The sequence below is a fragment of the Bacteroidia bacterium genome (assembly GCA_041391665.1).
Lineage (GTDB): Bacteria > Bacteroidota > Bacteroidia > J057 > J057 > JAGQVA01.
The window spans coordinates 27,352-50,996 of the sequence record JAWKNO010000001.1; the positions used below are offsets into that span (position 1 = coordinate 27,352).

Sequence of the window (23,645 nt, forward strand, 5' to 3'; positions counted from 1 at the left end):
GATAATCAACCTTAACCTATGCATTAACCCTTAACTTCTGATAGCAAACATGAGTCAGTTTTCAATTTATCGCATGGGCGTAAGCCTGTGGGTCAGCCTTGCTTTGTTTATTTTTTTCACCTCCGGCACATTTGCCCAGGGAGTCGCCATCAACGACAACGGTGCCTTGCCCGATGCTTCGGCAATGCTGGACGTACAGTCAACATCCCGCGGATTACTCATTCCCAGAATGAGCAGTTCGCAGCGGCGGGCGATTACTTCACCTGCCGAGGGACTTAATGTTTACGACACAGATACGCATTCGCAGTGGACCTATACTCAAGGTGCATGGACACAGCTCGCACCTGTACCGTCGGGTTCGCTTACACTACGCAATGACCGCAATGATTTGCTCATGAGCAATGCCGGTTACAGTTTTATCTGGCCAATGGTTTTGTCCAACGGTCAGTCTTCACTTGCCTGGTCAGTACCTTCTCCAACCACCACCAACGCCCCTGCAGCACGTTACAACCATGTTTCTGTCTGGACCGGAACCGAACTCATCGTTTGGGGAGGTCAGGACGCTATCGTCTTTGGCGATGGAGGCCGTTACAATCCCACTACAGATACCTGGACCACAATCTCCACAACCAATGCGCCCACACCACGCGAAAGTACCACCGCCGTGTGGACAGGCAGCAAAATGATCGTTTGGGGTGGCTACGACGCAGGCACCACCAACACCGGAGGCATATACGACCCGGCAACTGATACATGGGTGGCAATGAGCACCGTCAACGCACCCGTAGCACGTTACCGTCATACAGCTATTTGGACGGGCAGTAAAATGATTGTATGGGGAGGATCGCCCAATTTTGGCAATCTCAATACCGGCGGTGTATATGACCCGGCAACCGATACATGGACAACTACTTCTATGACAAATGCACCTGCCGGACGCACTTATCATACAGCGGTCTGGACAGGCACCCACATGATCGTATGGGGAGGACAAGGAGGTTTTTTTACATTCTACAACAACGGCGGAATGTATAACCCCGACACCGATACATGGACAGCCATCCCTTCCACAGGCGCACCCGGCGCACGATATGAATGTCCGGCCATATGGACCGGAAGTAAAATGATCATATGGGGAGGAATTGGGGCAACCGACGCAGGACTTTTTGACCCGGTCACCATGACCTGGACTTCCATGTCGCTGGTCAATGCACCTTCAACCCGGCAGCAGCATACCGCTGTGTGGACGGGTAGCGAATTTGTCGTATTTGGCGGTACGATATCAGGTAGCATAGCCAATACAGGTGGCATTTACAATCCTGCGACCGACAGTTGGACAACCATTTCCACTACCAACGGCCCTACAGCCCGCCGCTATCATACAGCAGTATGGACCGGAGCCGCCATGTTTGTCTGGGGCGGACAAGGTACGGGTAATATACAACAACAGGACGGAGGAAAGCTCAGTGTCCCAGTAACCCATACCTATTATGTCTATCAAAAAAATTAAAGATATGCACCGGCAAATTATAGGTATATGTATGGCCCTGCTCGCTTGTTCTTCACTTCAAAGCCAGGCGCACCTGAAAGCAGAAAATGGATCATTTATCCGCGCTGACGGGCAGGTAAAACTGGTGCTGGAAGATACACGCTGGGAGCAGGAAGGCACATTTATTCCTGATCAGAGTACCGTCAGGGTAGTGGGAGATGCTCTGCCCGCAGATTGCGCATTCGCTTCCACCACAGGCATTACCCTGTATCAGATTGACCTCAAGAAAAATACCCATAACCTGCAGCTCGAAACGCCGCTGAATATCACCGGCAAACTTAACTTTTTCCAGGGAAACCTTGATCTTAACGGTTATTTACTCGACCTTGGTACTACCGGATTTCTCATTGATGAAACCGAAATACACAGGGTTCTGGATCAAACAGGTGGTGGCGCTATACATGTTACTTCCACGATTAATTCGCCCAATCAACTCAATCCGGGTAACATAGGACTGGCCCTTAGCTCAAGCGCCAACTGGGGCGTCACCACCCTGATCCGTCGTCACGACCCCTACAACCTCGGAGGCGGCAACAGCATCTTGCGCTCATTTGAAATCAACCCGACCAACAACAGCGGACTGAACGCCACTTTGCGCTTTGACTACTTTGACGCGGAGCTCAACGGCGTTCCGGAAAGTGGATTTCAGTTATTCCACAGCACCAATAATGGGCTAAACTGGGCAGTCGGAGGCATTGCTACACACAACACTACCAGCAACTGGGTAGAAGTAAGCGGGATCAATACATTTTCCCTTTGGACCACTGCGCCACTTTCGAGTTTCCCGCTCACATGGCTCGGTTTTACAGCAAGGTGGTCGCAGCAAAGCGAACAGCGCGTAGCCCTGCTGGAATGGCAGACCGCCCATGAGCAGGCAACCGATTACTTTCAGATTATGCGAAAAGAAGACCAGACAGGAGCCATCTGGCAGGTAGTGGGAGAAACAGCTGCCGCAGGATTTAGCAGCGGAATCCTCAGCTACGACTTTGTCGATGCACAAATTCCCCAAAACCCGGAGCCGGTCACCTACCAGTACCGCATCCGGCAGGTGGACCTTGACGGGCAGTTTAGCTTTAGCCAGACCGTACTGCTTACAACAGAAGCGCAGTATGCAGACCAGCTGAGCATATGGCCCAACCCTGCAAATGAAGTAATAAACATTGCAGGTACAATTACCCGTGGCAACGAAGCGCTAAGTCTTTCGCTTATCGATTCAGGAGGAAGAAAAATCAGAAATACACGATTTTCGGGAGAGACACAATTTGTACAGGAATGGTCACTCGCCGGCCTGTCGGAAGGCCTGTATCAAATTGTGCTCGAAACCCGCAATGGCCTGACCAGCCGGAGGATACAGATACATCATTAATTATTTAGTACACAGGACTCGATTAGTTTTTTAACGGTGTCTGCCTTTAGCAGATGCCGTTTTTTGCAAATGTACCCACACCTGCCGTTGGTTGTATTTAACAAATGAGCCAGGAAGCTAAGGCGTTTATGTACAACTATACCGGGCAATCTATAGTAAAATAACTACTCCGGGATTTGAGAAATGATTATCTTTACAGAGTAAAATCGATGATTATTTGATCATAAAACATTGAGAATGGGCGTGATAAGAGAGCGATATGTTAATCCGCTGACCGATTTTGGATTCAAGAAATTGTTTGGTACAGAACCGAACAAGAGTTTGTTAATTGATTTTCTAAATCAGATTTTACCATCGCGGCATCAGATTAAAGACCTAAGTTATTCCAACACAGAGCAGTTAGGATCCCTTGATCTGGATCGGAAAGCTATTTTTGACCTATATTGTATAGGAGAATCCGGGGAGCGTTTTATTGTAGAAATTCAAAAGGCCAAGCAGAACTTTTTTAAGGATCGGAGCCTTTATTATTCATCCTTTCCGATTCAGGAACAGGCAAAGAAAGGAGATTGGGATTATCGCCTGGATCCGGTATATACAGTCGGGATATTGGATTTTATTTTTGATGATCATAAAAAAGAAGCTGAACTACTTCATATTGTAGAATTAAAAAACCAGCGATGTGAAGTGTTTTATGACAAGTTGAAGTTTATTTATATAGAGTTGCCAAAATTCACCAAAAATGAATCAGAGTTATCTTCTCATTTTGATAAATGGCTGTATGTATTTCGGCATTTAGCGAATTTGAATAATCGCCCCCAGGCCTTACAGGAAAAAGTATTTGGGAAATTATTTGAAGCAGCAGAGATAGCCCGGTTTACCCCTGAAGAGAAGGATGCCTATGAGGAGAGCTTAAAATACTATCGAGATTTGAAGAATGTCGTTGATACCTCTCGGGCAGAAGGTCTTTTGGAGGGAATGGAAAAAGGAATGGAGAAAGGAATTGAAAAAGGAATGGAGAAAGGGAAAATTTCAGTAGCGATAGAGTTAAAGAAGAATCAGGTTCCCATTGAAATAATCATGAAGTCAACAGGGCTTTCCCGTGAAGAAATTGAAAAACTTTAAAAAATAAACGAAATTTGCCAACCTGTATTACCTCGGATTTTTTAAACCACAGGGGAGATTTTCTTATTCATTATCATTTTTACCTCCCCCACACCACAAGCAAAGTAACCTGGCAATTCAGACAATAGACCCTCTTCGTTCAATCTTGTTACCTTCTGAGCCCATTAACTCACTGCGATGAATCCAGCGCTTTTCCAGACTCAGTTTTCACTCCTCGACTGGATCATTGTGGCCGTATACCTGGTCATCGTGGGGATTGCCGGTGTTTTGGTCAATACCTACATCAGCAATGTGAAAGACTATATGATCGGGGGTGCATCTACGGGGCTTGCCTTAAATACTGCCAGTTATATCGGAACAGAATTGGGGCTGGTAACCATCATGTACGCTTCGATCGAGGCATTTACCCGTGGGTTTTCCTACCTCATGGTTCCTCTGCTTGCCCTGATCGCCGGATTATTTCTGGGAAAAACAGGGTTTGTAATCAGCCGGTTGCGGGAAATGAAGCTTGTGACGATCCCGGAGTATTACGAACAGCGATTCGGCAGAAATATCCGTGTCATTTCTGCAATTATGATGGCACTGGCAGGAATTCTAAATATGGGCCTGTTTCCCAAAATGGGAGCCACATTCATAACTTACGCCACAGGCCTGGCAACTACTCCTGATGCCGAAACGCTGGTAAATATCGTGATGACCGGCCTCATTGTCCTGGTGGTAGTGTACACTGTTTTTGGTGGAATGGTTGCCGTAATTGTAACCGATTACCTGCAGTTTGTAATCCTGAGTATCAGCTTACTGCTGGGGTTAGGTTGGATGCTGACAAGCGATGGCCTGGATTGGGGAAATCTGGTCAAAACCATTGTTGAAAACAAAGGGGTTGCGGGTTTTAATCCCGTTCACACAGACAGTTACGGCTGGAGTTATATTATATGGATGCTGGTCGTATATATGACTGTCGGGTTTACCTGGGGACCAAGTGCTTCCCGCGCCCTGACAGCAGAAAATCCCAAAGTAGCAAGACAAACACACCTTCTTGCCTCACCCGGGCAATTTATCCGTCTGGCCATTCCTGCTATGTTTGCTTTTGGCGCTTTTACATGGTTTGTCGGGCATGAAGAATTTCGCAGCTACTTTTTCCCCGCGGGAATTGCAGCAACTGCCGCCCATACCGCCGAAGCCATGCCAATATTCCTTGGGAAATTGTTGCCTACAGGGTTGCTGGGCATCATGGTAGCAGGATTGCTGGCGGCATTTATGTCCACCCATGACTCGTATTTCCTGAGTTGGGCCTCAGTTATTTCTCGTGACATCATTTCCCCATTCAGAAAAAAAGCCACTACCGACCAACAGGAAATTCGCATTGCCCGTATTGCCGTAATCGCCATCGGTGTATTTCTTATGGTCTGGGGTTTGTGGTACAAATTGCCGGATAGCGTATGGACCTATATGGCCATTACCGGAAATATCTACCTTACCGGCGCCACGGCAACTATGATCGGGGGACTGTACTGGAAAAAAGCCTCCAGAGCAGGCGCCTTAGCCGCGTTATTGGGCGGATTGGTGTCGTTGGTGGGGATATTCCCTGAAACCCTCCAGCACATCGCGCCATGGCTGACGATAGGCGTGCTGGGGCTCGGCAATTATGTTTTGTGCATGGTATTAATGGTGGTATTCTCCCTGTGGTTTCCCGATAACTCTGCAAAAAATAGCTGATATGGAATACTGGATAACCTTCTGGACGATTGTATGTGTAACTGGTTTTGTCAGTTTTGCAATTACGGTTTTTGCTATTATTCCACTGGGGTTTCGGGATATTTTCCGGTTATTCAGAAAGTTACGTGAACGGTGACTATTTTGAAAATTTTCATTCGTACATTCAACGAAACAAATAAGCAGGCCACCTATGAATAATCGAACGACCCGAACCATCCTGATTGCTCTTGCTATTCCGACAATTTACGCAGTGGGTTTGCGGCTTTTTTACGGGGTCAAGACGTGGAATGAGCTCTTTTCCGTAATGTCAGTTTCCTTTCTGCTCTGCCTGCCGACGATCATTGGTGCATTGGCAGTATATCTGTCTCCTGAAGAAAAGGCCAAAAATATCGCCTACAGGATTTTTGTGCCGTGGATTCCTATTTTCCTCTTTTTGATCATTACCCTGGGATTTGCTCTCGAAGGCTGGGCCTGCTGGCTGATGATTTTACCTGTTTTTCTGGTTGCGGCTTCTCTTGGCGGTCTTCTCGGCGGTTATCTCAAATTCCGTAAACCCAACAGCAATCTGAATCTTTCCCTGATGTTGCTTTTCCCCCTGCTGGTTTCCCCTATCGAAAGTTTTATCGGCGCTATCCCCGGCACCTACAAGGCATACACATCAATTGATATCGAAGCGCCCGCCGAAAAAATCTGGGACAATGTGACCCGGGTAAAAGAAATTTCCGATCAGGATGACAGCGGATATCTGAACCATTTCCTGGGATTTCCCAGACCTGTACGAGCTGAACTCAACTTTGAAGGTGAAGGCGCATACCGGGAAGCGGTTTTCACCAATGGGCTTGTTTTCCACGAAACCGTAACCGAATACATCGACAATGAAAAAATGGTGTTTTCGATTAAAGCCAATCCCTTCGAAATTCCATCCACTACGCTCGACGAGCATGTACTCATCGGCGGTGATTATTTTGACGTGTTGAGTGGAACCTATGAACTGGAAAAACTGGAAAACGGAAAATACAGACTCCATTTGTACAGCCAGTTTAAAATGAATACAACCTTCAATTTTTATGCAGGGTGGTGGGGAAAATGGATTATGAAAGACATTCAGAACAACATCCTCAGAATCCAGAAAAAGCGAGCGGAAGCTATATAAACATTCCATTTGAAATACATCATTGCGATAAAACCTCCTCTGCAAAACTGCCTGTCTGCCCTTGCAGCTGCGTGGTACTTTGCGGAACGCTGCGTTTAATTACAAAAAACATATCTCCGATATACAGAAAAATATTTCTGATTCAGTCCAAAATCGCCAAATTCGTTTGTCTTCAGGGTGTAGTTAATATCTAAAACATTACAAAATGGACGAATTTATTCTGATTTTCAGACACGAAGACGGCGGCAAACTCGCCTCTCCCGAGCAAATGCAGATGTGGATGAAACAAACGATGGACTGGATTGGCGGCATTGCTGCACAAAACAAATATGTATCCGGCACCGGACTGCCCTTTGAAGATGCCCGCGTCGTGACGGCAACCAGCACCGACAAAGTAGTGACCAACGGCCCCTTCGGAGACATCAAAGAAACCATCGGCGGATTTATCATTGTAAAAGCAGAATCAGCAGAGGAAGCCGTTGAATTTGCCAAAGGATCTCCCGTTTTGCAGGGCGAAGGCAATAGCATCGAAGTGAGGAAAATCGCCAAAAATTAGTGCGGGCGGCAATAGCGTTTATTGCCCCTGCATAACAGCGGGGGCCTTCTCCACTTATGAACTCACCCGATCTCATACCGCATTTATTCCGAACCGAGTTCCGGAAAATCACCGCAGTGCTTTGCCGGCATATGGGGATTGAACATCTCGAAGCGGCAGAGGACATCACCAGCGAAACATTTTTATCCGCCATGGAAATCTGGCCCTACAAAGGTATGCCCGAAAACCCAAAGGCGTGGCTCTATACCGTAGCAAAAAATAAAGCCCGCAATCATCTCCACCGCAGCCAGATTTTCTCCGAAAAAGTAGTAAATCATTTCAAGTCTTCTGTTTCCGAACATTTGCCAACAGAGATTGACCTCTCAGACCAGAACATTAGCGACAGCCAGTTGCAGATGTTGTTTGCCATTTGCCACCCGTCGTTGTCCGCAGAAGCACAAATCGGCCTTTCACTGCGGATTCTTTGCGGATTTGGGATTGAAGAAATCGCCAATGCATTTTTGACAGGCAAAGACACCATTAACAAACGCCTGTACCGGGCGAAAGAAAAGTTGCGGCAGGAAAAAGTACAGATAGCGTTTCCCGCCGAAAATGAGATCAACCAAAGACTGGAAACAGTAATGGCGACCCTGTATTTGCTGTACAATGAGGGATATTATTCGGAAAGCCAGGATGTGGTGCTGCGGGAAGACCTTTGTCTGGAAGCTATGCGACTGACTTACCTGCTGATCGAAAATGAAAAAACCAATCTGCCCTCAGTCAATGCCTTACTCGCATTGATGTGTTTTCACAGCTCGAGGTTTCCTGCGAGGAAAAACCAAAACGGAGAAATCATCCTGTACCAAGACCAGGATGAAAGCCTGTGGAATCAGGAATTGATAGCCAAAGGCGCATTTCATCTTCAGCAGGCATCGCAGGGAAATACCCTTTCCAAATATCATCTGGAGGCGGGGATTGCCTGGTGGCATACACAAAAAGCTGACACAAAAGAGAAGTGGGAACATATTCTGCAACTATACAACCGCCTGCTACAGATGGAATATTCGCCCATCGCTGCGCTCAACCGGACCTACGCACTTTCCAAAGCCAATGGCAACACAGAAGCCATTTGCGAAGCCGAAAAATTACAACTGACGGAAAACCACTACTACTATACCCTGCTCGGCGAACTCTACAAAAATATAGACGAAAAAAAATCGAGGCAAAATTTCCAGATTGCCTTATCCATGGCCCGCACGCAGGCAGACAAGCAAACCATCAGAAAAAAACTGGGCAATTTTTGAAAGCGCCTCACCTCGTGTTACTTTTACCCAAACTCATCCCAAACCATGACCAGCGATCACAAAATCACCTTTCAGTTTATCAGCGAACCAGCAGATGTAAATTTTGGCGGAAAAGTACACGGCGGTGTAGTGATGAAATGGATCGACCAGACCGCCTACACCTGTGCGAGAAACTGGTCGGAAAGTTATTGCGTAACCGTGTATGTAGGGGGAATCAGGTTTTATAAACCCATCAACATTGGCGAAGTGATCAGGATAGAGTCCACGGTCATCTATACCGGCAATTCCAGTATCCATATAGCGGTGGATGTTTTTTCCAGGAATTTTTCTCAGACTCAGTTTCAAAAGAAAACCCACTGTGTCATTGTCTTTGTTTCCGTCGATGAAAACGGCGATCCTATCCCCACGAAAAAATGGCAGCCCCGCACCGAAAAAGAAAAAAAGCTGGAAGAATACGCCCGCAAGCTCAAAGCCCTGCGCGAGCATATTGAGAATGAGATGAGACCATTTTTGGAGGAGTAGGGGGGGTTATAGGTTCTGCTGATTTACAATCTCCTGAAAGCGGGCTTCGCCGATTTGGGTACGGATTTGGTGGAGGTAGTTTTCGGGAGATTTCATATTAGGGGAACCGATTTTTCGGAAGATAGACTGAGCTTCAAGAAAAAATGGAAGTGCTTTTTCGGGGCTTTTTTGGTTTTCTAAAATAATTCCGCCCAAATTACTTAAGGTTACTGCCGTTCCATTTATATCGCCTATTTCACGTCTTAGCGATAGACTTTGCTCCAAATACTTAGATGCAGAATCCGAGTCTCCTTTTGCCCTGTATATCTGACCGAGGTTATTTAAAGTTGTACCTTCTCCTGACTTATCACCTATTTTCCTTTGTATTGACAGGCTTTCTTCAAGATACTTTAAGGTTACAGAAGTAAATTCATCTCCTTTTATCATATAAATACCTCCAATATTATTCAGAGTCCGTGCTTCTCCTAAATGGTATCCTATTTTACGAACGATAGAAAGGCTTTCTAATAAATACTTTTGTGCCAACCTATAGTCACCAAGGTCTTTATATACTTGACCAATATTATTTAGAATTGTGCCTTCAATTATCTTGTCTCCGATTTCCCGACTTATCTTCAGACTTTCTTCCAGATACCAGAGTGCAGTTTTATAGTCCCCACGCGCAGCATAGATTTGGCTAATTGTATTAAGAGATTCTCCCTCCCCCGATTTATCCCCAATCTCGCGGCTAATGCTCAGGCTTTTTTCCAGATATTCCCGAGCCCTTTCTAATTCTCCCTGATAATAATGCACATCCCCTAATTCGGCTAATGCAACTGCCTCTGCCTGTGAGCTTTGTGTTTCTCTCGCAATCTCCAACGCTAACTGGAAGGCTTTTTCCGCCAATTTGTACTCACTAAGTTGTAGATGTATTTTGCCAATCCGGTTATGAAGTGTTGCAAGCAGGTTTCGGCTTCCGGGCAAGGTATCAATGTCGTTAATACGTTTTTGCAATACGTCCAGTTCATACCGAGCCTCTTCCAGACTCGCAAAACCGGCATACCGCTTCCCATTATCCGTTATAAATGTTATATCTGATATTTCCTGTGGTTCAACATCTAACTCTGCCACCAGATTACGCAGCGACCAAAGATCGGGCATTGTACGTGCCAACCGATGCAGGTAATCTCCGCCTATAGGTAAAAGAAGAATCAATCCAAACTGGTATTTTGATAATCCATCCCGGCGCTGGTTGAAACTTCGGGTAAAGCTGATATCATTCAACAATTCCACTATATGTTGAATCACTAAAAATCCAGATGGAGGCTCCTGAAGAAACTGCAATATCCCTGCTGAACCGTCTTTTAATGCGTCTAGTTCGTAGAGATTGCGGGTCGGAAAAACTGTTTTCAATCGTAACCTCAACTCATCGATAGCACTATGATGGTTATACTGCACGATTATAAGGCGAAATTGCTCCGCACGCAATGCCCTTTCGATAAGGCTCAGTTCCGTTTCCAGTTTATTTTCCAAGTACTCTTTGTTGGTATAGATCAGATAGTTCGACAACAGGGTTTACGCGCTTGTATGAACCATCGTTATACTCCATTAGTATAATATCTTCCAGCATTTCTCCGACGAGATCATCAAAAGGACTGGATCGCCCTGCCAGGTTATCCTCATGTATTTCCTTTAATCTGTCCAGTTTTTCCTGTGTAAGATACTGGGCGGTTTGGTTTGCCAGACGTTTTAAAGCTTCCTGAAAACAGGTTTCATCCAAAATACCTTTACTTTCGTCTGCAAAAAAAGCTGCAGCCTCAAGAATCCGAAGCAGCTCTCTGGGGGATCCTCCGCCAAAGCGAATAAATTTTCGCACCAGTTCTTTGCTCTCAAACAAACTTAAATCAATTCGCTTGCTGATAAACTCTTCAAATACAAGAAAAGCCATTTCTACATCATTTCCCTGACGTTCAATAATTTTTACATACGGAAATGACTCTACAGTACTAAACTGATTGATTTTCTGTCTTTCTTTCATCAGTTCAATGGGTAGGGTAAAAATGGTATAGGCTTTGATTTGCCGTAACCGGTTGGATTCATCAATAACCAGCTTACGACGCATTTCAGCACTCATTGTCTTTTCCAATCCATCAATGATATATAAAATTTCCTGACCTTTCCCAGCTTGTCTCAAAGAAAGATTTGCCTCTTCGATATATTGGTTGAAGAGATTGGCAAAGTCGGGAAATCTGTTTTTAAGGCTACTTCGAATGGTTGTTGCGCGCTCTTTACTACCTTGCAACCCCACCTTAATTTGCCCAAAAATATTCAGAATTGTTTTTAGCAAGGGAGGTGATTCTACATTTACTCCTAGTTCAAACCCCAACTCTCCTTTAAGGGCCGCACGGATTTCAGTCTCACGTTGCTGAAACCATGCCTGCATCCTTTTGATAATTCCCTTATCTACTGGTACATAAGCCTGATCAAGCTCATAAGTAAGACGCTCAAGTTGAAAAATGAGCACATCCATATACTCGACATCATTCATGTCAAGGGCTTCCTCAATGTTGCAGGTAACCACAAAATAACATTCCGGTCTGTGAAGATTCCTTGCATACTTAGTCAGTTCGGATGTTTTCCCTGATCCTTTCATCCCACCAAGGAAAAAGAGTTTCTTCTCACCACTATTCAGATCTGCATCAAAAGAAAAACCACCATCACTTGTTTTTACATTCAGAATCCTATACACAACCTTTTCCCTGAAATCGCCACGTACATGACTAAAATCTGTATAAAACGGGTGATCAGGGTAAACCGGTTCATTAAATTTTACTGCCTGATCAATTTCATCAAGGGTAAATGCTTTAGATGATTGCATATAGAAATCTTGCGTTTACTCAAAGATAATCATTCCTTTGAAAACAAGCATCTATCATTGTTAATTACCCCCATGCCCATCATCACTCTTAATACCACCATTGAAGCTCCGGTCAAAATGTGTTTTGACCTGTCGAGGAGTATTGATCTTCATAAAATCAGTACACAAAAGACAAATGAAGAAGCCATTGAAGGGAAAATCACCGGGCTGATCGGACTGAATGAAACCGTCAAATGGCGGGCGAGGCATTTTGGGGTTATGCAGACGCTGACGGTCAGAATTACAGAATACCATCCGCCGCATCATTTCCGCGATGAGATGATACAGGGGATTTTTAAGTCTTTTGTCCACAATCATACATTTGGTGCCATCAACCCCAACCGTACCCTGATGACCGATGAACTACACTTCCGGGCGCCGCTGGGGATACTGGGCAAAATCGCGGAAACAGTCGTGCTCAAAACATACCTTTCGCGATTCCTGGCGATCAGAAATCAGGTGATAAAAGATTTTGCGGAATCAGAGAAATGGAAGTTGATTCCGGGAATGAAAGAATCGCAGGAGGCATAAACTTTTACCATTCTCCCCATGAACACCGACCTCATCACCTACTACCGCAAAAGGGCAAAGGAATACGAGAAGATTTACGATAAACCGGAGCGCCAGGCTGACCTTGTCGAAGCGACTACGTTTTTGCAGGATTGTTTTGCGGGGAAAAGTGTGCTGGAAATTGCCTGCGGCACGGGATATTGGACGGAGCGGATTGCCGCGACTGCCACTTCGGTGCTTGCCACTGACGTCAATGCGACGGTGATTGATGTGGCGAAAAACAAAACCTTCCCCCGCCACAATGTGGCTTTTGAGGTTGCGGATCTGTACCAGTTCCAGCCTGCTGAAAAATACGATGCGGTATTCGGCGGGTTTATATGGAGCCATATTTTGCTGGAAGATTTGGACGAATTTATCCGCACGGTAAACAACCTCGTTAAGCCCGGAGGCCAGGTGGTTTTTATGGATAATCGTTATGTTTCCGGCAGTAGTACACCGATTACTTCGACCGATGTCAATGGCAATACTTTTCAAACCCGCAAACTGGAAAACGGCGACACATGGCAAGTGCTGAAAAACTTTCCTTCAGTAGATTTTTTGAAAAACACACTCAGAAGTCAGTCAATACGGGTAGCAGTAAAGACCCTTGAATATTACTGGATTGCGGTAGGGGGAAAGTGATGTCTCCATACTTTACCCCACAATCGAAACTCCCACAAGCTTTCCGATTCCGAAGGTAACTGCTGCTGCAGCTAAACCAAAAAGCACCTGCCGGAAACCCGAATACCAAATGCTTTTTCCGGTAAAAAGGGTGATCGAACTGCCTATTAAAAATAACCCTACTGCGCTTAAGGCTGTGCTGATAATGATCGCCGTCATTCCTTCTGTGAAGAAAAACGGTATAACCGGAATAACAGCTCCCACCGCAAACAGTATAAACGATGTAACCGCGGCCTCCATGGCTGAACCTTTCAAATCTTCGCTGTTTATCCCGAGTTCCTCTTTGATCAGCACCTCGTGCGCATGATCTTTATCTGCCATGATTTCTTTTGCCATTTCGCGTGCCTGCTCTGCCGGAATTCCCTTCGATTGATAGATTAATGCCAGTTCTTTCTCCTCTCCCTCCGGATTGGTTTCCAGTTCTTCCATCTCCAGTTGCATCTGATTTTCGTACAATTCCTGCGAACTTTTTACTGAAATCCATTCGCCCAAAGCCATAGACAAAGCCCCTGCCAGCAATCCGGAAAGTCCTGCCAGCAAAATCCCACTGCCTCCACTGGTAGCACCGGCAATTCCCATGACCAGACTAAAGTTGGAAACCAACCCGTCATTCCCGCCCAAAACGGCTGCCCGCAGCGCATTTCCCCCTACAGATCTATGTCTTTTTTCAAATCTGGCAAGATTAGCGCCTGAGATTTTCCGGGGGGAATTCAGCAGGTTTTTTAAAACCGTAACATGCGCCGTATCCGAAATCGAATGGGTTGACTTACTTTTATTTCTCGTGGTACGGATATTTGCGGATATGCTTTTTTCTGTGTCGAGCAACACCCCCAGTACATAGTCATAGCCGAAAACTTTGCCTATGAATTTCAGTATTTTAGCTCTCCGTGATGGTTTAGGTAAAATGGCAATATCCAGATTGCGTTTTGCCATAAAAGCCAGCGCATGCCCATGTTCGATCTCGCTCATCTGTCGAAACACATCGGCGACACTCGGATCTTCTTCATTTTCAGCAAGCACCTGATACAGAAATGCTGCATCAACTTCGGTTTGAATGTTCTTTAAGTTTTCCATAGCGATATATTGGCCGGATGTGTTTAATGTTCTTACTTCCCCCACATTTTATCCCAGAATTCTTTCAACTCCTTCTTGCCCAATCGGCTGATATCGGGATTTGCCTGGATGATACCGTCATATTCCCCCTCCTTCTGATATACCTCAAAGGTGAATACATACTCAGGGTCGCTGGCGGGATCCCAGCCGTTGAGCAATCCAAACCGCAAATCGTGCCACAAAAGGGTATCATTTCGCGACTCCAGGGCATAATAACCTTTGCTCACCCAGTTAAGCCGGTCGATGACATAGTTTTCTTCTTTTCCCTTTATCAACTGGTGGTTATGGGGAATATGTATAAATGAAATACCCTGAGGATTGCCCAAAAGGGAATAATAGCCAATGTCAAATCCAAATGGTTCTTCCGCCACACAATACCAAAGCAGGTTGTTGAGCGGGGTAGGGTAGGTGGAAATGCGGGTAACGCTTTTTCCCTGCTGATGAAGCGCGTTGGTAAATACTGCCTCCACTTCCATTTTGTTGGCGAGTGTCAGTATCATATAAAAACTGCTGACCAGCAGCCCTGTAGTATTCCATATTCGCCGCCACCGGCTTTCTTTCCGTAATGTCATCGCCACAATCAGAAAGATCATAAAGGGCACAGTGTACATTGGGTCAACCACAAATATATTATTGAGCGCCACCCGGTAGTCACTGAAAGGATAAAACAACTGCGTCCCCCACGTAGTAAAACAGTCCAGCAAAGGATGGGTAATCAGCGACCAAAAAGCCATTTTCGACCACTCATTTTGTGTACCCCATTTACCTTTGTAGATCCGGTAAATGAGAAATCCCATCACCGGAGCCATCGCGACACTAAACACAATAGAATGGGTAATTCCTCTGTGTGCAATAAGGGCACCCAATGGATCCATGAAAAAATTAGCAGAAACATCAAGGTCGGGAATGGTGCCACATATCGCGCCCCAGAGTGGTGCCCGGTTACCAACCTTCTTACCTAACACAGCCTCACCGACCGCAGCGCCAAGTACTACTTGTGTGATTGAATCCATAAAATCAAAACCTTACCTTTTGTTATTTGTTAATACTCTATGAATTGTTGGCTTAACAATAAATCTGCCTGAGATTGTTTCCCCTTTTTTGAATTCCCGCAATAACGAACTATTTTGTTATGGTTGGGAGGTGAAAATCGGGGTTAATCTTCATTTTTCCCAGTCAACCACGTTGAAAAACACAATTATTGGGAATTTCTGCCATAAACCTCTGCATCGAACTCCATGAAACATCTCTCCTTTCTCTGTGTGTGGTTTTTGACCCTTCTTACTTTTATTTTTGCCGCAAAACCTGTCTTTTCTCAAATTGACTTCACGGCAAATGTCACTTCCGGATGCAGTCCTATGGTGGTGAATTTCACGCCTACAGCTCCGGGTGCCATCTCTTATAGCTGGAATCTCGGAAATGGAACCATGTCTTCCCTCCAAAATCCAGGTGCCACCTATACCACAGCCGGGCAGTTTACCGTAACCCTATCTGTTGCCTATGCAAATGGAACAACACAATCTGTTACAAAGCCCGGATTTATCACCATTTTCGCAAACCCCACCTCAAATTTCTCTGCCAATATACTCAACATCTGTCAGGGGGAAAGTGTTCAATTTACTGATCTCTCCACACCCGGCTCAAACCCCATCACTTCATGGCTATGGGACTTTGGAGACGGATATACGAGCACGCAGATCAATCCCAATCATACTTTTACGGTTCCGGGTGTTTTTCCAATCACACTTGTAACCAGTGATGTCAACGGGTGTCAGAATATTCTCCTTAAACCTGGATATATTCTTGTCAACCCTACACCCAACGCCAATTTTACTGTGAATAATGCACTGGGATGTACGGCACCCCATAGTGTAACTTTTACCAGTTCGCCCAATGGCCCTTCAGTATCGCATGCATGGACACTTGGCAACGGCGCCACCCCTACAACGGCAAATCCGAGCACTACATATACCGCTCCGGGCTCCTATACAGTCACACATATTGTTACCGATACGCTGGGTTGTGCCGATACAGTTGTAAAAACCAACCTGATCAGTGTAGGACAAAATACGGTAAATATTCAAGCCAGTGATTATCTGGTTTGTCCGGATGAGGTAGTGAATTTTTTTTGTAATTCACCGGTAGGTTCGCTGGTAAGCTGGAATTTTGGCGTGCCCGGGCCAGGCTCTACAGCGTGTAACCCCACATTCTCGTATAATCAACCCGGCTCATATATTGTGTCAGCAACCATTACCAGCGGGAGTGGATGTACATTTACCGGATCGACCATTATCACAGTCAGTGCACCACCTGTTGTGGATTACGCTGTCTCGGATACACTCTTCTGCGATCCGCCCTTTTCTGTCACCTTTACCAATAATACTACGGGCGCCACTACTTATTTCTGGGAGTTTGGCGACGGAGCAACCTCTGCGGCGGCAAATCCTTCCCACACTTATCCGACGCTGCCGGTGTTTAGTCCTACCGGGCAACCATATTATTATGACGTAACCCTTACCGCAACTAATGCCGTCGGCTGCTCAACCGCAATCGAAAAGCCTCTTTATGTGGTTACCGGACAAACAGGCGCTTTTTTTGACGCAATTATCCGCGATGGATGCGCGCCACTGGATGTGGATTTTGTTTCACTCAGTTATTCCCCGTCTCCCGTCATCAGCTATTTCTGGGATTTTGGTAATGGCCAAACTGATACCGTAGCAAACCCTACGACAACGTACCTTGATACCGGGGCTTATGACGTAACCCTTATTATAGAAACGCTTCATGGATGCCGTGATACGCTATCGGCATCAGGCTATATCGAAGTGGGCGAGCAACCTATTGCAGACTTTATCGCAGACACTACCTATTCCTGTGCTTCAGGCGCTATTCAGTTTACCAATCTAAGCCAGAATGCAGACAGTGCCTACTGGTATTTTGGCGATGGCGGTCAATCAGGTATATGGAGTCCTTCACATCAGTTTCAGGACACCGGATATATGGATGTGATGCTAATTGTCTTTGACAGGGGTTGTCCCGACACCCTTATTAAACCCGCATATATCTATATCGATCCCCCTCTTGCACTGTTTTTGCCTTTGCAGCCATTTATTTGCCATGCACCCGATACGATACAGTTTACGGACTTTTCCATAGGCGCACAACACTGGCTCTGGGACTTTGGCGACAATACCCCTACTTCGACGTTGCAGAGTCCTGAGCATATTTACACTCAGGAGGGGACATATGTTGTTACATTGATTGTCCAAAATGACTCCACACAATGTGGCGATACGACCAATACCGTGATAACCATAAAAGAGGTGGAAGCTGATTTTGTAACTGATACCACCTTCGGCTGCCGGCCTTTGACAGTAAACTTTACCGACTCGTCCTACAATGCAGTCAATTGGTTCTGGAACTTCGGAGATGGAAATACATCCGTCACACAAAATCCTACCCATACTTATCAGAACTCGGGCGTATATACAGTATCGCTATTTGTGCTAAACTCGATATTCTGTCCAGATGATACCGTGATACTGCAACATATAAAAGTATATGAACCAAAGGTCGATTTTGGTGTACCTGATCCTACCGGTTGTGCTCCGTATTCCGTTACCTTCAACAATTTAACCACCTCTCTTGGGCCTGTGACTACGTGGAACTGGAGTTTTGGCCCTGCAGGTGCCACTTCCGGTTTACAAACACCTACTTACACATATACCAATCCCGGCCCTTATACAGTTACCCTTACAGCTACAGACTCTATTGGCTGCAGCAGTTCCAAAACCATTCCCAACTATATATTTGTTACAGAACCTGTTCCGTTTTTTACTGTAAGCAATCAGGTTCACTGCATCAATAACCCCATTACTTTTACCAACCTCTCCACTGGTTTTGGCATTACCAGTTACCTGTGGGATTTTGGTGACAATACCACATCCAACGCACAAAACCCTGTTCATACCTATCTCGCAAATGGCATTTACAATGCCAGTCTCACAATCACAGATATCAACGGGTGTGACAGTACCTACACGGTACCCATAACCATTGCCACCCCACAGGTCAATTTTGTTGCGGATACCACTTTTGCAACCTGTCCGCCCCTGCTGGTAAATTTCACGACTTCTGTTTTTTCTCCTCATACCTTTACCAGTTGGCAATGGAGTTTTGGCGACCTGAGTTCTTCTGTAGGCCAAAATCCCTCTCACGTATATGCAGTACCCGGTGATTTTGATGTTACCCTCATCGCGACCACTGCAGGAGGATGTAAAGACACCGTAACCATTCCATCGATGATCAATGTCGGCGGCCCCTACGGTTCGTTTTCCTTCACGCCACTGCAAATATGTCCGGGGTTACCTGTCAGCTTTTCTGCCCTTGGTACGCCGAATGTTGCACAATTTAACTGGGATCTGGATGGCGGGAATCTCGCATCAGGACAAAATATTTCTTTTGCCTACACCAATCCGGGTATTTACCATCCGCTGTTGATTGTAGAAGATAGTGCAGGCTGTCAGGTGCTTATTGAATCGCCGGATAGTATTCTGGTATTTCCAAAGCCTGTGGCAAATTTCTCCGCAACAGCCCCCTTATTATGCGATTCCGGTGCGGTAAGTTTTACCAATTTAAGTACCCCTGCTGCGCTGGTCAACCAGTGGAGCTGGGACTTTGGCGACAATATCGGCATTTCTGCGATTGCCAGCCCCAGCTATTTTTACGGTCAGCCCGGAACGTATGATGTAACGCTGACTGTTACAACCGTGAATGGCTGTAAAGACACGCTGCTGATTCCGGCTGCTGCGACTGTAAATGAATCTCCCATAGCGGCCATAGCTGTTACTGATTCTGTGGGTTGTATGCCCCTGAGTGTAACTTTCAGCGACATCTCTCCGGTCAACAGTTCCCCGACTGCGAGCTGGCAATGGAATTCAGGAATCACCGGAATAGGAGCCACGACACAGACCTATCCATTTACCTATCAAAACCCTGGATTTTACACGGCGACACTTACCATTACAGATAGCCAGGGGTGCACAGGCAGTGACAGCCAGGACATTGAAGTATGGGCCTTGCCAGAACCCAATTTTGTCGCGGACGACAGTTTTGGTTGCGCCCCAAAAATTGTACAATTTACCGATCTCACCCCTACGGCTATAGATTGGAGATGGCGGTTTGGCGATGCATCGTTAGGAAGTCAGCTGGAAGATCCCCAGCATATTTATCAGGCAGACGGAATCTATACAGTATCACTTCGGGTATGGGATCTAAACGGCTGTACGGATTCCCTTACGAAGCCCAACTACATCGTCCTGAATCACCCGGACGCCGCATTTACGGTCAGCGATCGTATTGTTTGTCCTTCTGTACCCGTCAGCTTCACAGATATCAGCCAGTCTGATACGCTCATCTCAGGATGGCTTTGGGATTTTGGGGATAATACAACCAGTACGCAGCAAAATCCGATTCATACTTACCAAAACCCGGGAATATATACCATCACGCTTACCGTCACAGACGTATTTGGCTGTACCGATGCAGTAACCCTTCCTGAGCATATTCAGGTATTGGTCGATGAAGAACCAGTTGTACCCAATATCCGGTATGTCACCGTAACCAGCAATATCGCTACGGAGATTTCATTTGACCCCTACGACAATTTCCGCAACGACTTTGACCGCTATGAAGTCTTCCGACAGGACCCCTCCGGTACATGGCAAATGATATTTACCACTACAGACATCACAGAAACCACCATTACAGATGCAGGGCTAGACACGCGGAATAACGTTTACTGCTACAGAATACAAGTGGTAAATTACTGCGAACGGCGGTCAGATATCGGAGATTCAGAAGTCCATTGTACCATTTTGCTGACGACTACCGCGCAGACAGATCAGATTTTACTCGACTGGACACCATATCTGGGGTGGAATGAAATAGAAGAATACCGGATTTACCGGGTAAACGGATACGCCACAACAGGAATGAACCTGATTGCGACAGTTCCCGGTAACGTCACGACATTTACCGATACCGATATGTTTTGTTATGACGCTTATACCTACCGGATTGAAGCTAAAGAGACAGGAAACAGTACCCTTTCGCGGAGTAATATTAATAAAAATACCCCTATTCACTTTGGCCCGCCCAACCCGATGCATATGATACGGGCGACAGTGGAGGACAATATTTTTGTAAAAATAGAATGGGAAGATATACCAGCAGGAGAGGATCTGGTGCGGGTCGAAATTGAGCGAAATGCTGGCAATGGATTTCAGAATCTTCTAAGTCAGCCCGTTTCGAGTCCGGTGCGGATGTATGAAGACAGAGATGTTTCGGTGAATACAAAATACTATCAGTACCGGGCAGTTGTAGTCGATACTTGTGGAGACAGAACACCTTTAGGCCGATGGGCTACCAGTATTCTCCTTGAGGCAGAAAGAGTGAGAGGGGTGGTTTATCTGAACTGGAACCCCTATGAAACCTGGGCTTTTGGTGTAGACCGTTATGAAATCGAAGTATTTGATGAAACCAGCCTTCAATACCTGCAAGTAGCAACCGTCCCGGGCAGCGCAAATACTTATGCAGACGAAAAAACCGACCTGGCGCAGGGGAGCTATTGTTATCGGGTAATCGCCTGGGAAGCGGGCGGAAACGGGCAAACCAGCCTTTCAAATGAAACCTGTGTGGTCGTGGATCCCCTGTTGTATTTCCCCAATGCCTTTACCCCCAACTTCGATTTGGTCAATGACAGGTTTATTATTCCGGGTGCGTTTATCAGTCAGTTTCGGATGGAGATATACAACCGGTGGGGGCAAAAGATATTTGAAACCGACTCACAGGAAGACGGGTGGGATGGCACTTCACAGGGGATAGCCGTTCCTGAAGGTGTGTATGTATTTAAAGTAAGCGGAACAGGATATTCGGGAGAGGTTATTCAGCGATCCGGGACTGTAACCCTGCTTCGGTAGCCGGAGTTGCAAATGCATCCGATTTTCCGGGAATGGGATCAATAAGCTGGTGGAGAAAATCAGTCTGTCCTTTGGCCAAAGTTTTCCGGGCCTCCGCCACAGATATCCACTGAAACTCATAGACATGCCCATCATCTTTTCCAAAGGAATTTACACGGTGCACCCAGTGCTGTGCGGGCGATTCCAGCGATTCTACCTGAAAGAAGTGCCAGGTTTCTCTTCTCAGTGGCTTTCGGTAAATGGTACGGCCAAGTTTACCGACAAACCGAAGATGAACAAGACCTGATTCTTCCTCAATCTCACGATACAAAGTTTCTTCTTCTTTTTCACCAGGCTCAACCGTGCCTCCGGGAACCTGAATACCCAAATCTGGGAAGTGACGGTTACTATACACCAGAATTTGCCGGACTCCATCACTCATCCGAGTGATATAAGCGAATACTTTATTTTTCATGAAACCGTTTTGGCTGCCAGGGAAACTAAGCTCAGTCAACAATATCTGCTAATATTGGTCCCGGTTGGGTCACAAGCACATTACTGCAATTATACAATATAAGCAGGATGCATGAGTAATCCAAGTATTCGCATACCGAAATATCCGAAAATAAAAACTAAATAAGGGAGGATTCGTCCCGGATTTGGGAGTTGGTCAGCGTCCAGAAGCGGTAAACCAGCGCCAACGCCGCGATCCCCAATCCCACAACAAAACCATACCAGAGCCCGTCAATGCCGTATCCCAGTTTAAAACCCATGACATAACCGATAGGCAGGGCAAGCACCCAATAGGCCACAAAAGTAATGAGCGTAGGGACCCGCACATCCTGAATACCGCGAAGAATTCCAATTCCAACAGCCTGAATGCCATCAAAAAGCTGGAAAAAAGCAGCAATAATCATCAAACGGGAAGCGACTTCCAGCACCTGTGTATTTTCTACATATTGATGAGGAAACCAGTGGCGCCCAATGACAAGCGCAAGTGAAAAAAACATCATTAAAACGGCGCCGAGATAAACCCCGGCCATACCGGCCTGGCGCATTCCCGGAAGGTCTCTCCGCCCCAGCGAAGTGCCGACCCTTATCGCTGCCCCGGCAGAAATTCCCGATACAACCATATAGGTAACGGAAGACAGATTAATCACAATCTGATGGGCAGACCGATCCACCGGCCCCAGCCACCCGGCCATTATCACGGCACCGCCAAAGGCACCTACTTCAAAAAAGTACTGCATACCCGAAGGGAGTCCGATGGAGACAATTTTCCGGATAACGTTTATCTGCATCTCTTTCCACCGGAATGCAGGGTGATAGTTGGCAAACCTTTTGGATCGAACGATATATCCGGCCATCAGCAAAAACATCAGGATGCGACTGGAAAGCGTGGCGACACCCGCACCGTTTAGTTCCCAGCGGGGAAATCCCCAATAACCATTGATAAGCACCCAATTGGCGACTGTATTAAACGCCAGCCCGATCAGAGTAATATACATAGCCGGCCGGGTAAGCGAAAGTCCGTCAGAAAACTGTTTATATACAAGAAACAGCAGCATGGGAAGAACGGAGATATTCAGTATATGCAGATAAGGAGTTGCGAGGCGGACATCTTCCTCCGGTTGATCCAGAAAAGGCATAAGCAAAGTACCGCCAAACATAAGCAGGCCGATCACAAATGCAGTAGCAATACCCACCCACACCCCCTGTCGGAGATAGCGGCCACATGCGTCAGGGTTTTGGCTGGCCTCGGCTTCAGCTACAAGAGGCGAAATGGCAAACGTCATTCCCATACCCAGGACTACCAGGATAAAAAAAATGCTGTTGGCCAGGGAAGCGGCGGAAAGAAACCGATACCCGAGATCACCAATCATGACATTATCCACTACCCCCATCAACACTACCCCCAACTGCCCGATGATCACGGGAGCCGAGAGTTTGATGGTTTCACGCATGTGATCCCCATAACGAATCAGAAAACGCAGGATCGACCTTTTCATTATAAGCTTGAGTGTTGGCAGACAAAGTTGAGACAAATAATTGAATCCACAATACCGATGCAAGAGAAACAAAGCTTTTGATCACCCGTTGGATTTGTAAATAAAAAGTTTTACCTTTGTTTTCGTAACACTTATTAAGGCTGGAAGGGAGTACAACTCCCTTATTTTTTT

General features: G+C 46.1%; 18 protein-coding genes. 12 read left to right on the forward strand and 6 right to left on the reverse strand.

The window, feature by feature from the left end:
- Positions 1-49 precede the first annotated feature (49 nt).
- The 9 genes from R3D00_00140 to R3D00_00180 all read left to right on the forward strand — a co-directional run bounded on the left by R3D00_00140 (position 50) and on the right by R3D00_00180 (position 9,267).
- Complete coding sequence (locus R3D00_00140) at positions 50-1,510, forward strand: hypothetical protein (GenBank protein ID MEZ4771553.1); 1,461 nt, start codon at positions 50-52, stop codon at positions 1,508-1,510.
- A complete protein-coding gene (locus R3D00_00145) occupies positions 1,491-2,915 on the forward strand; it encodes a T9SS type A sorting domain-containing protein (protein MEZ4771554.1) in 1,425 nt (474 codons plus the stop codon). Before R3D00_00140 ends, R3D00_00145 begins: the two co-directional genes overlap by 20 nt.
- Positions 2,916-3,152: 237 nt before the next feature.
- Positions 3,153-4,037, forward strand: coding sequence for an Rpn family recombination-promoting nuclease/putative transposase (locus tag R3D00_00150; protein MEZ4771555.1), 885 nt, complete (start codon positions 3,153-3,155; stop codon positions 4,035-4,037).
- Positions 4,038-4,214: 177 nt separating this feature from the next.
- The gene (locus R3D00_00155; protein MEZ4771556.1) at positions 4,215-5,753 is read left to right on the forward strand and encodes a sodium:solute symporter family protein; all 1,539 of its coding nucleotides are present in this window, start codon (positions 4,215-4,217) and stop codon (positions 5,751-5,753) included.
- A gap of 1 nt (position 5,754) precedes the next feature.
- Positions 5,755-5,889, forward strand: coding sequence for a hypothetical protein (locus R3D00_00160; protein ID MEZ4771557.1), 135 nt, complete (start codon positions 5,755-5,757; stop codon positions 5,887-5,889).
- A gap of 54 nt (positions 5,890-5,943) precedes the next feature.
- The gene (locus R3D00_00165; protein ID MEZ4771558.1) at positions 5,944-6,906 is read left to right on the forward strand and encodes a hypothetical protein; all 963 of its coding nucleotides are present in this window, start codon (positions 5,944-5,946) and stop codon (positions 6,904-6,906) included.
- A gap of 205 nt (positions 6,907-7,111) precedes the next feature.
- Positions 7,112-7,462 carry a YciI family protein gene (locus R3D00_00170; protein MEZ4771559.1) on the forward strand — a complete coding sequence of 117 codons (351 nt, stop codon included), beginning with the start codon at positions 7,112-7,114 and terminating at the stop codon, positions 7,460-7,462.
- A 56-nt stretch (positions 7,463-7,518) separates the two neighbouring features.
- Positions 7,519-8,745, forward strand: a complete 1,227-nt coding sequence (locus R3D00_00175; GenBank protein ID MEZ4771560.1) for a sigma-70 family RNA polymerase sigma factor — start codon at positions 7,519-7,521, stop codon at positions 8,743-8,745.
- Positions 8,746-8,790: 45 nt separating this feature from the next.
- A complete protein-coding gene (locus tag R3D00_00180) occupies positions 8,791-9,267 on the forward strand; it encodes an acyl-CoA thioesterase (GenBank protein MEZ4771561.1) in 477 nt (158 codons plus the stop codon).
- 6 nt (positions 9,268-9,273) lie between these two features.
- Here R3D00_00180 and R3D00_00185 read toward each other — a convergent pair whose 3' ends face one another.
- Together R3D00_00185 and R3D00_00190 are read right to left on the reverse strand one after the other, a co-directional pair.
- The gene (locus R3D00_00185; GenBank protein MEZ4771562.1) at positions 9,274-10,779 is read right to left on the reverse strand and encodes a tetratricopeptide repeat protein; all 1,506 of its coding nucleotides are present in this window, start codon (positions 10,777-10,779) and stop codon (positions 9,274-9,276) included.
- On the reverse strand, positions 10,769-12,124 hold the full coding sequence (locus R3D00_00190; GenBank protein ID MEZ4771563.1) for a hypothetical protein: 1,356 nt from the start codon (positions 12,122-12,124) through the stop codon (positions 10,769-10,771). Before R3D00_00190 ends, R3D00_00185 begins: the two co-directional genes overlap by 11 nt.
- 72 nt (positions 12,125-12,196) lie before the next feature.
- Here R3D00_00190 and R3D00_00195 point away from each other — a divergent pair, with 72 nt between their 5' ends.
- Together R3D00_00195 and R3D00_00200 are read left to right on the forward strand one after the other, a co-directional pair.
- Entirely contained in the window at positions 12,197-12,694 is a 498-nt protein-coding gene (locus R3D00_00195) for an SRPBCC family protein (GenBank protein MEZ4771564.1), read from the forward strand.
- A gap of 18 nt (positions 12,695-12,712) precedes the next feature.
- A complete protein-coding gene (locus R3D00_00200) occupies positions 12,713-13,354 on the forward strand; it encodes a class I SAM-dependent methyltransferase (protein ID MEZ4771565.1) in 642 nt (213 codons plus the stop codon).
- Between the two features lie 12 nt (positions 13,355-13,366).
- On the opposite strand, the gene R3D00_00205 is transcribed toward R3D00_00200, so the two are convergent.
- A complete protein-coding gene (locus R3D00_00205) occupies positions 13,367-14,467 on the reverse strand; it encodes a VIT1/CCC1 transporter family protein (protein ID MEZ4771566.1) in 1,101 nt (366 codons plus the stop codon).
- Positions 14,468-14,499: 32 nt separating this feature from the next.
- Positions 14,500-15,519, reverse strand: coding sequence for a metal-dependent hydrolase (locus R3D00_00210; GenBank protein MEZ4771567.1), 1,020 nt, complete (start codon positions 15,517-15,519; stop codon positions 14,500-14,502).
- 225 nt (positions 15,520-15,744) lie between these two features.
- On the opposite strand from R3D00_00210, the gene R3D00_00215 reads away from it, so the two are divergent.
- Entirely contained in the window at positions 15,745-21,486 is a 5,742-nt protein-coding gene (locus R3D00_00215; protein ID MEZ4771568.1) for a PKD domain-containing protein, read from the forward strand.
- Here R3D00_00215 and R3D00_00220 read toward each other — a convergent pair.
- Positions 21,449-21,940: an NUDIX domain-containing protein gene (locus R3D00_00220; protein ID MEZ4771569.1), complete on the reverse strand. Its 492-nt coding sequence runs from the start codon at positions 21,938-21,940 to the stop codon at positions 21,449-21,451. The two genes, R3D00_00215 and R3D00_00220, sit on opposite strands and share 38 nt — an antisense overlap.
- Before the next feature lie 157 nt (positions 21,941-22,097).
- Positions 22,098-23,474, reverse strand: coding sequence for an MATE family efflux transporter (locus R3D00_00225; GenBank protein MEZ4771570.1), 1,377 nt, complete (start codon positions 23,472-23,474; stop codon positions 22,098-22,100).
- Positions 23,475-23,645: the final 171 nt, after the last annotated feature.

Coding starts and splice junctions, on each gene's coding strand:
- R3D00_00140 (MEZ4771553.1), top strand. CDS start 50: ATGAGTCAGTTTTCAATTTATCGCATGGGCGTAAGCCTGTGGGTCAGC.
- R3D00_00145 (MEZ4771554.1), top strand. CDS start 1,491: ATGTCTATCAAAAAAATTAAAGATATGCACCGGCAAATTATAGGTATA.
- R3D00_00150 (MEZ4771555.1), top strand. CDS start 3,153: ATGGGCGTGATAAGAGAGCGATATGTTAATCCGCTGACCGATTTTGGA.
- R3D00_00155 (MEZ4771556.1), top strand. CDS start 4,215: ATGAATCCAGCGCTTTTCCAGACTCAGTTTTCACTCCTCGACTGGATC.
- R3D00_00160 (MEZ4771557.1), top strand. CDS start 5,755: ATGGAATACTGGATAACCTTCTGGACGATTGTATGTGTAACTGGTTTT.
- R3D00_00165 (MEZ4771558.1), top strand. CDS start 5,944: ATGAATAATCGAACGACCCGAACCATCCTGATTGCTCTTGCTATTCCG.
- R3D00_00170 (MEZ4771559.1), top strand. CDS start 7,112: ATGGACGAATTTATTCTGATTTTCAGACACGAAGACGGCGGCAAACTC.
- R3D00_00175 (MEZ4771560.1), top strand. CDS start 7,519: ATGAACTCACCCGATCTCATACCGCATTTATTCCGAACCGAGTTCCGG.
- R3D00_00180 (MEZ4771561.1), top strand. CDS start 8,791: ATGACCAGCGATCACAAAATCACCTTTCAGTTTATCAGCGAACCAGCA.
- R3D00_00190 (MEZ4771563.1), bottom strand. CDS start 12,124: ATGCAATCATCTAAAGCATTTACCCTTGATGAAATTGATCAGGCAGTA.
- R3D00_00195 (MEZ4771564.1), top strand. CDS start 12,197: ATGCCCATCATCACTCTTAATACCACCATTGAAGCTCCGGTCAAAATG.
- R3D00_00200 (MEZ4771565.1), top strand. CDS start 12,713: ATGAACACCGACCTCATCACCTACTACCGCAAAAGGGCAAAGGAATAC.
- R3D00_00205 (MEZ4771566.1), bottom strand. CDS start 14,467: ATGGAAAACTTAAAGAACATTCAAACCGAAGTTGATGCAGCATTTCTG.
- R3D00_00210 (MEZ4771567.1), bottom strand. CDS start 15,519: ATGGATTCAATCACACAAGTAGTACTTGGCGCTGCGGTCGGTGAGGCT.
- R3D00_00215 (MEZ4771568.1), top strand. CDS start 15,745: ATGAAACATCTCTCCTTTCTCTGTGTGTGGTTTTTGACCCTTCTTACT.
- R3D00_00220 (MEZ4771569.1), bottom strand. CDS start 21,940: ATGAAAAATAAAGTATTCGCTTATATCACTCGGATGAGTGATGGAGTC.
- R3D00_00225 (MEZ4771570.1), bottom strand. CDS start 23,474: ATGAAAAGGTCGATCCTGCGTTTTCTGATTCGTTATGGGGATCACATG.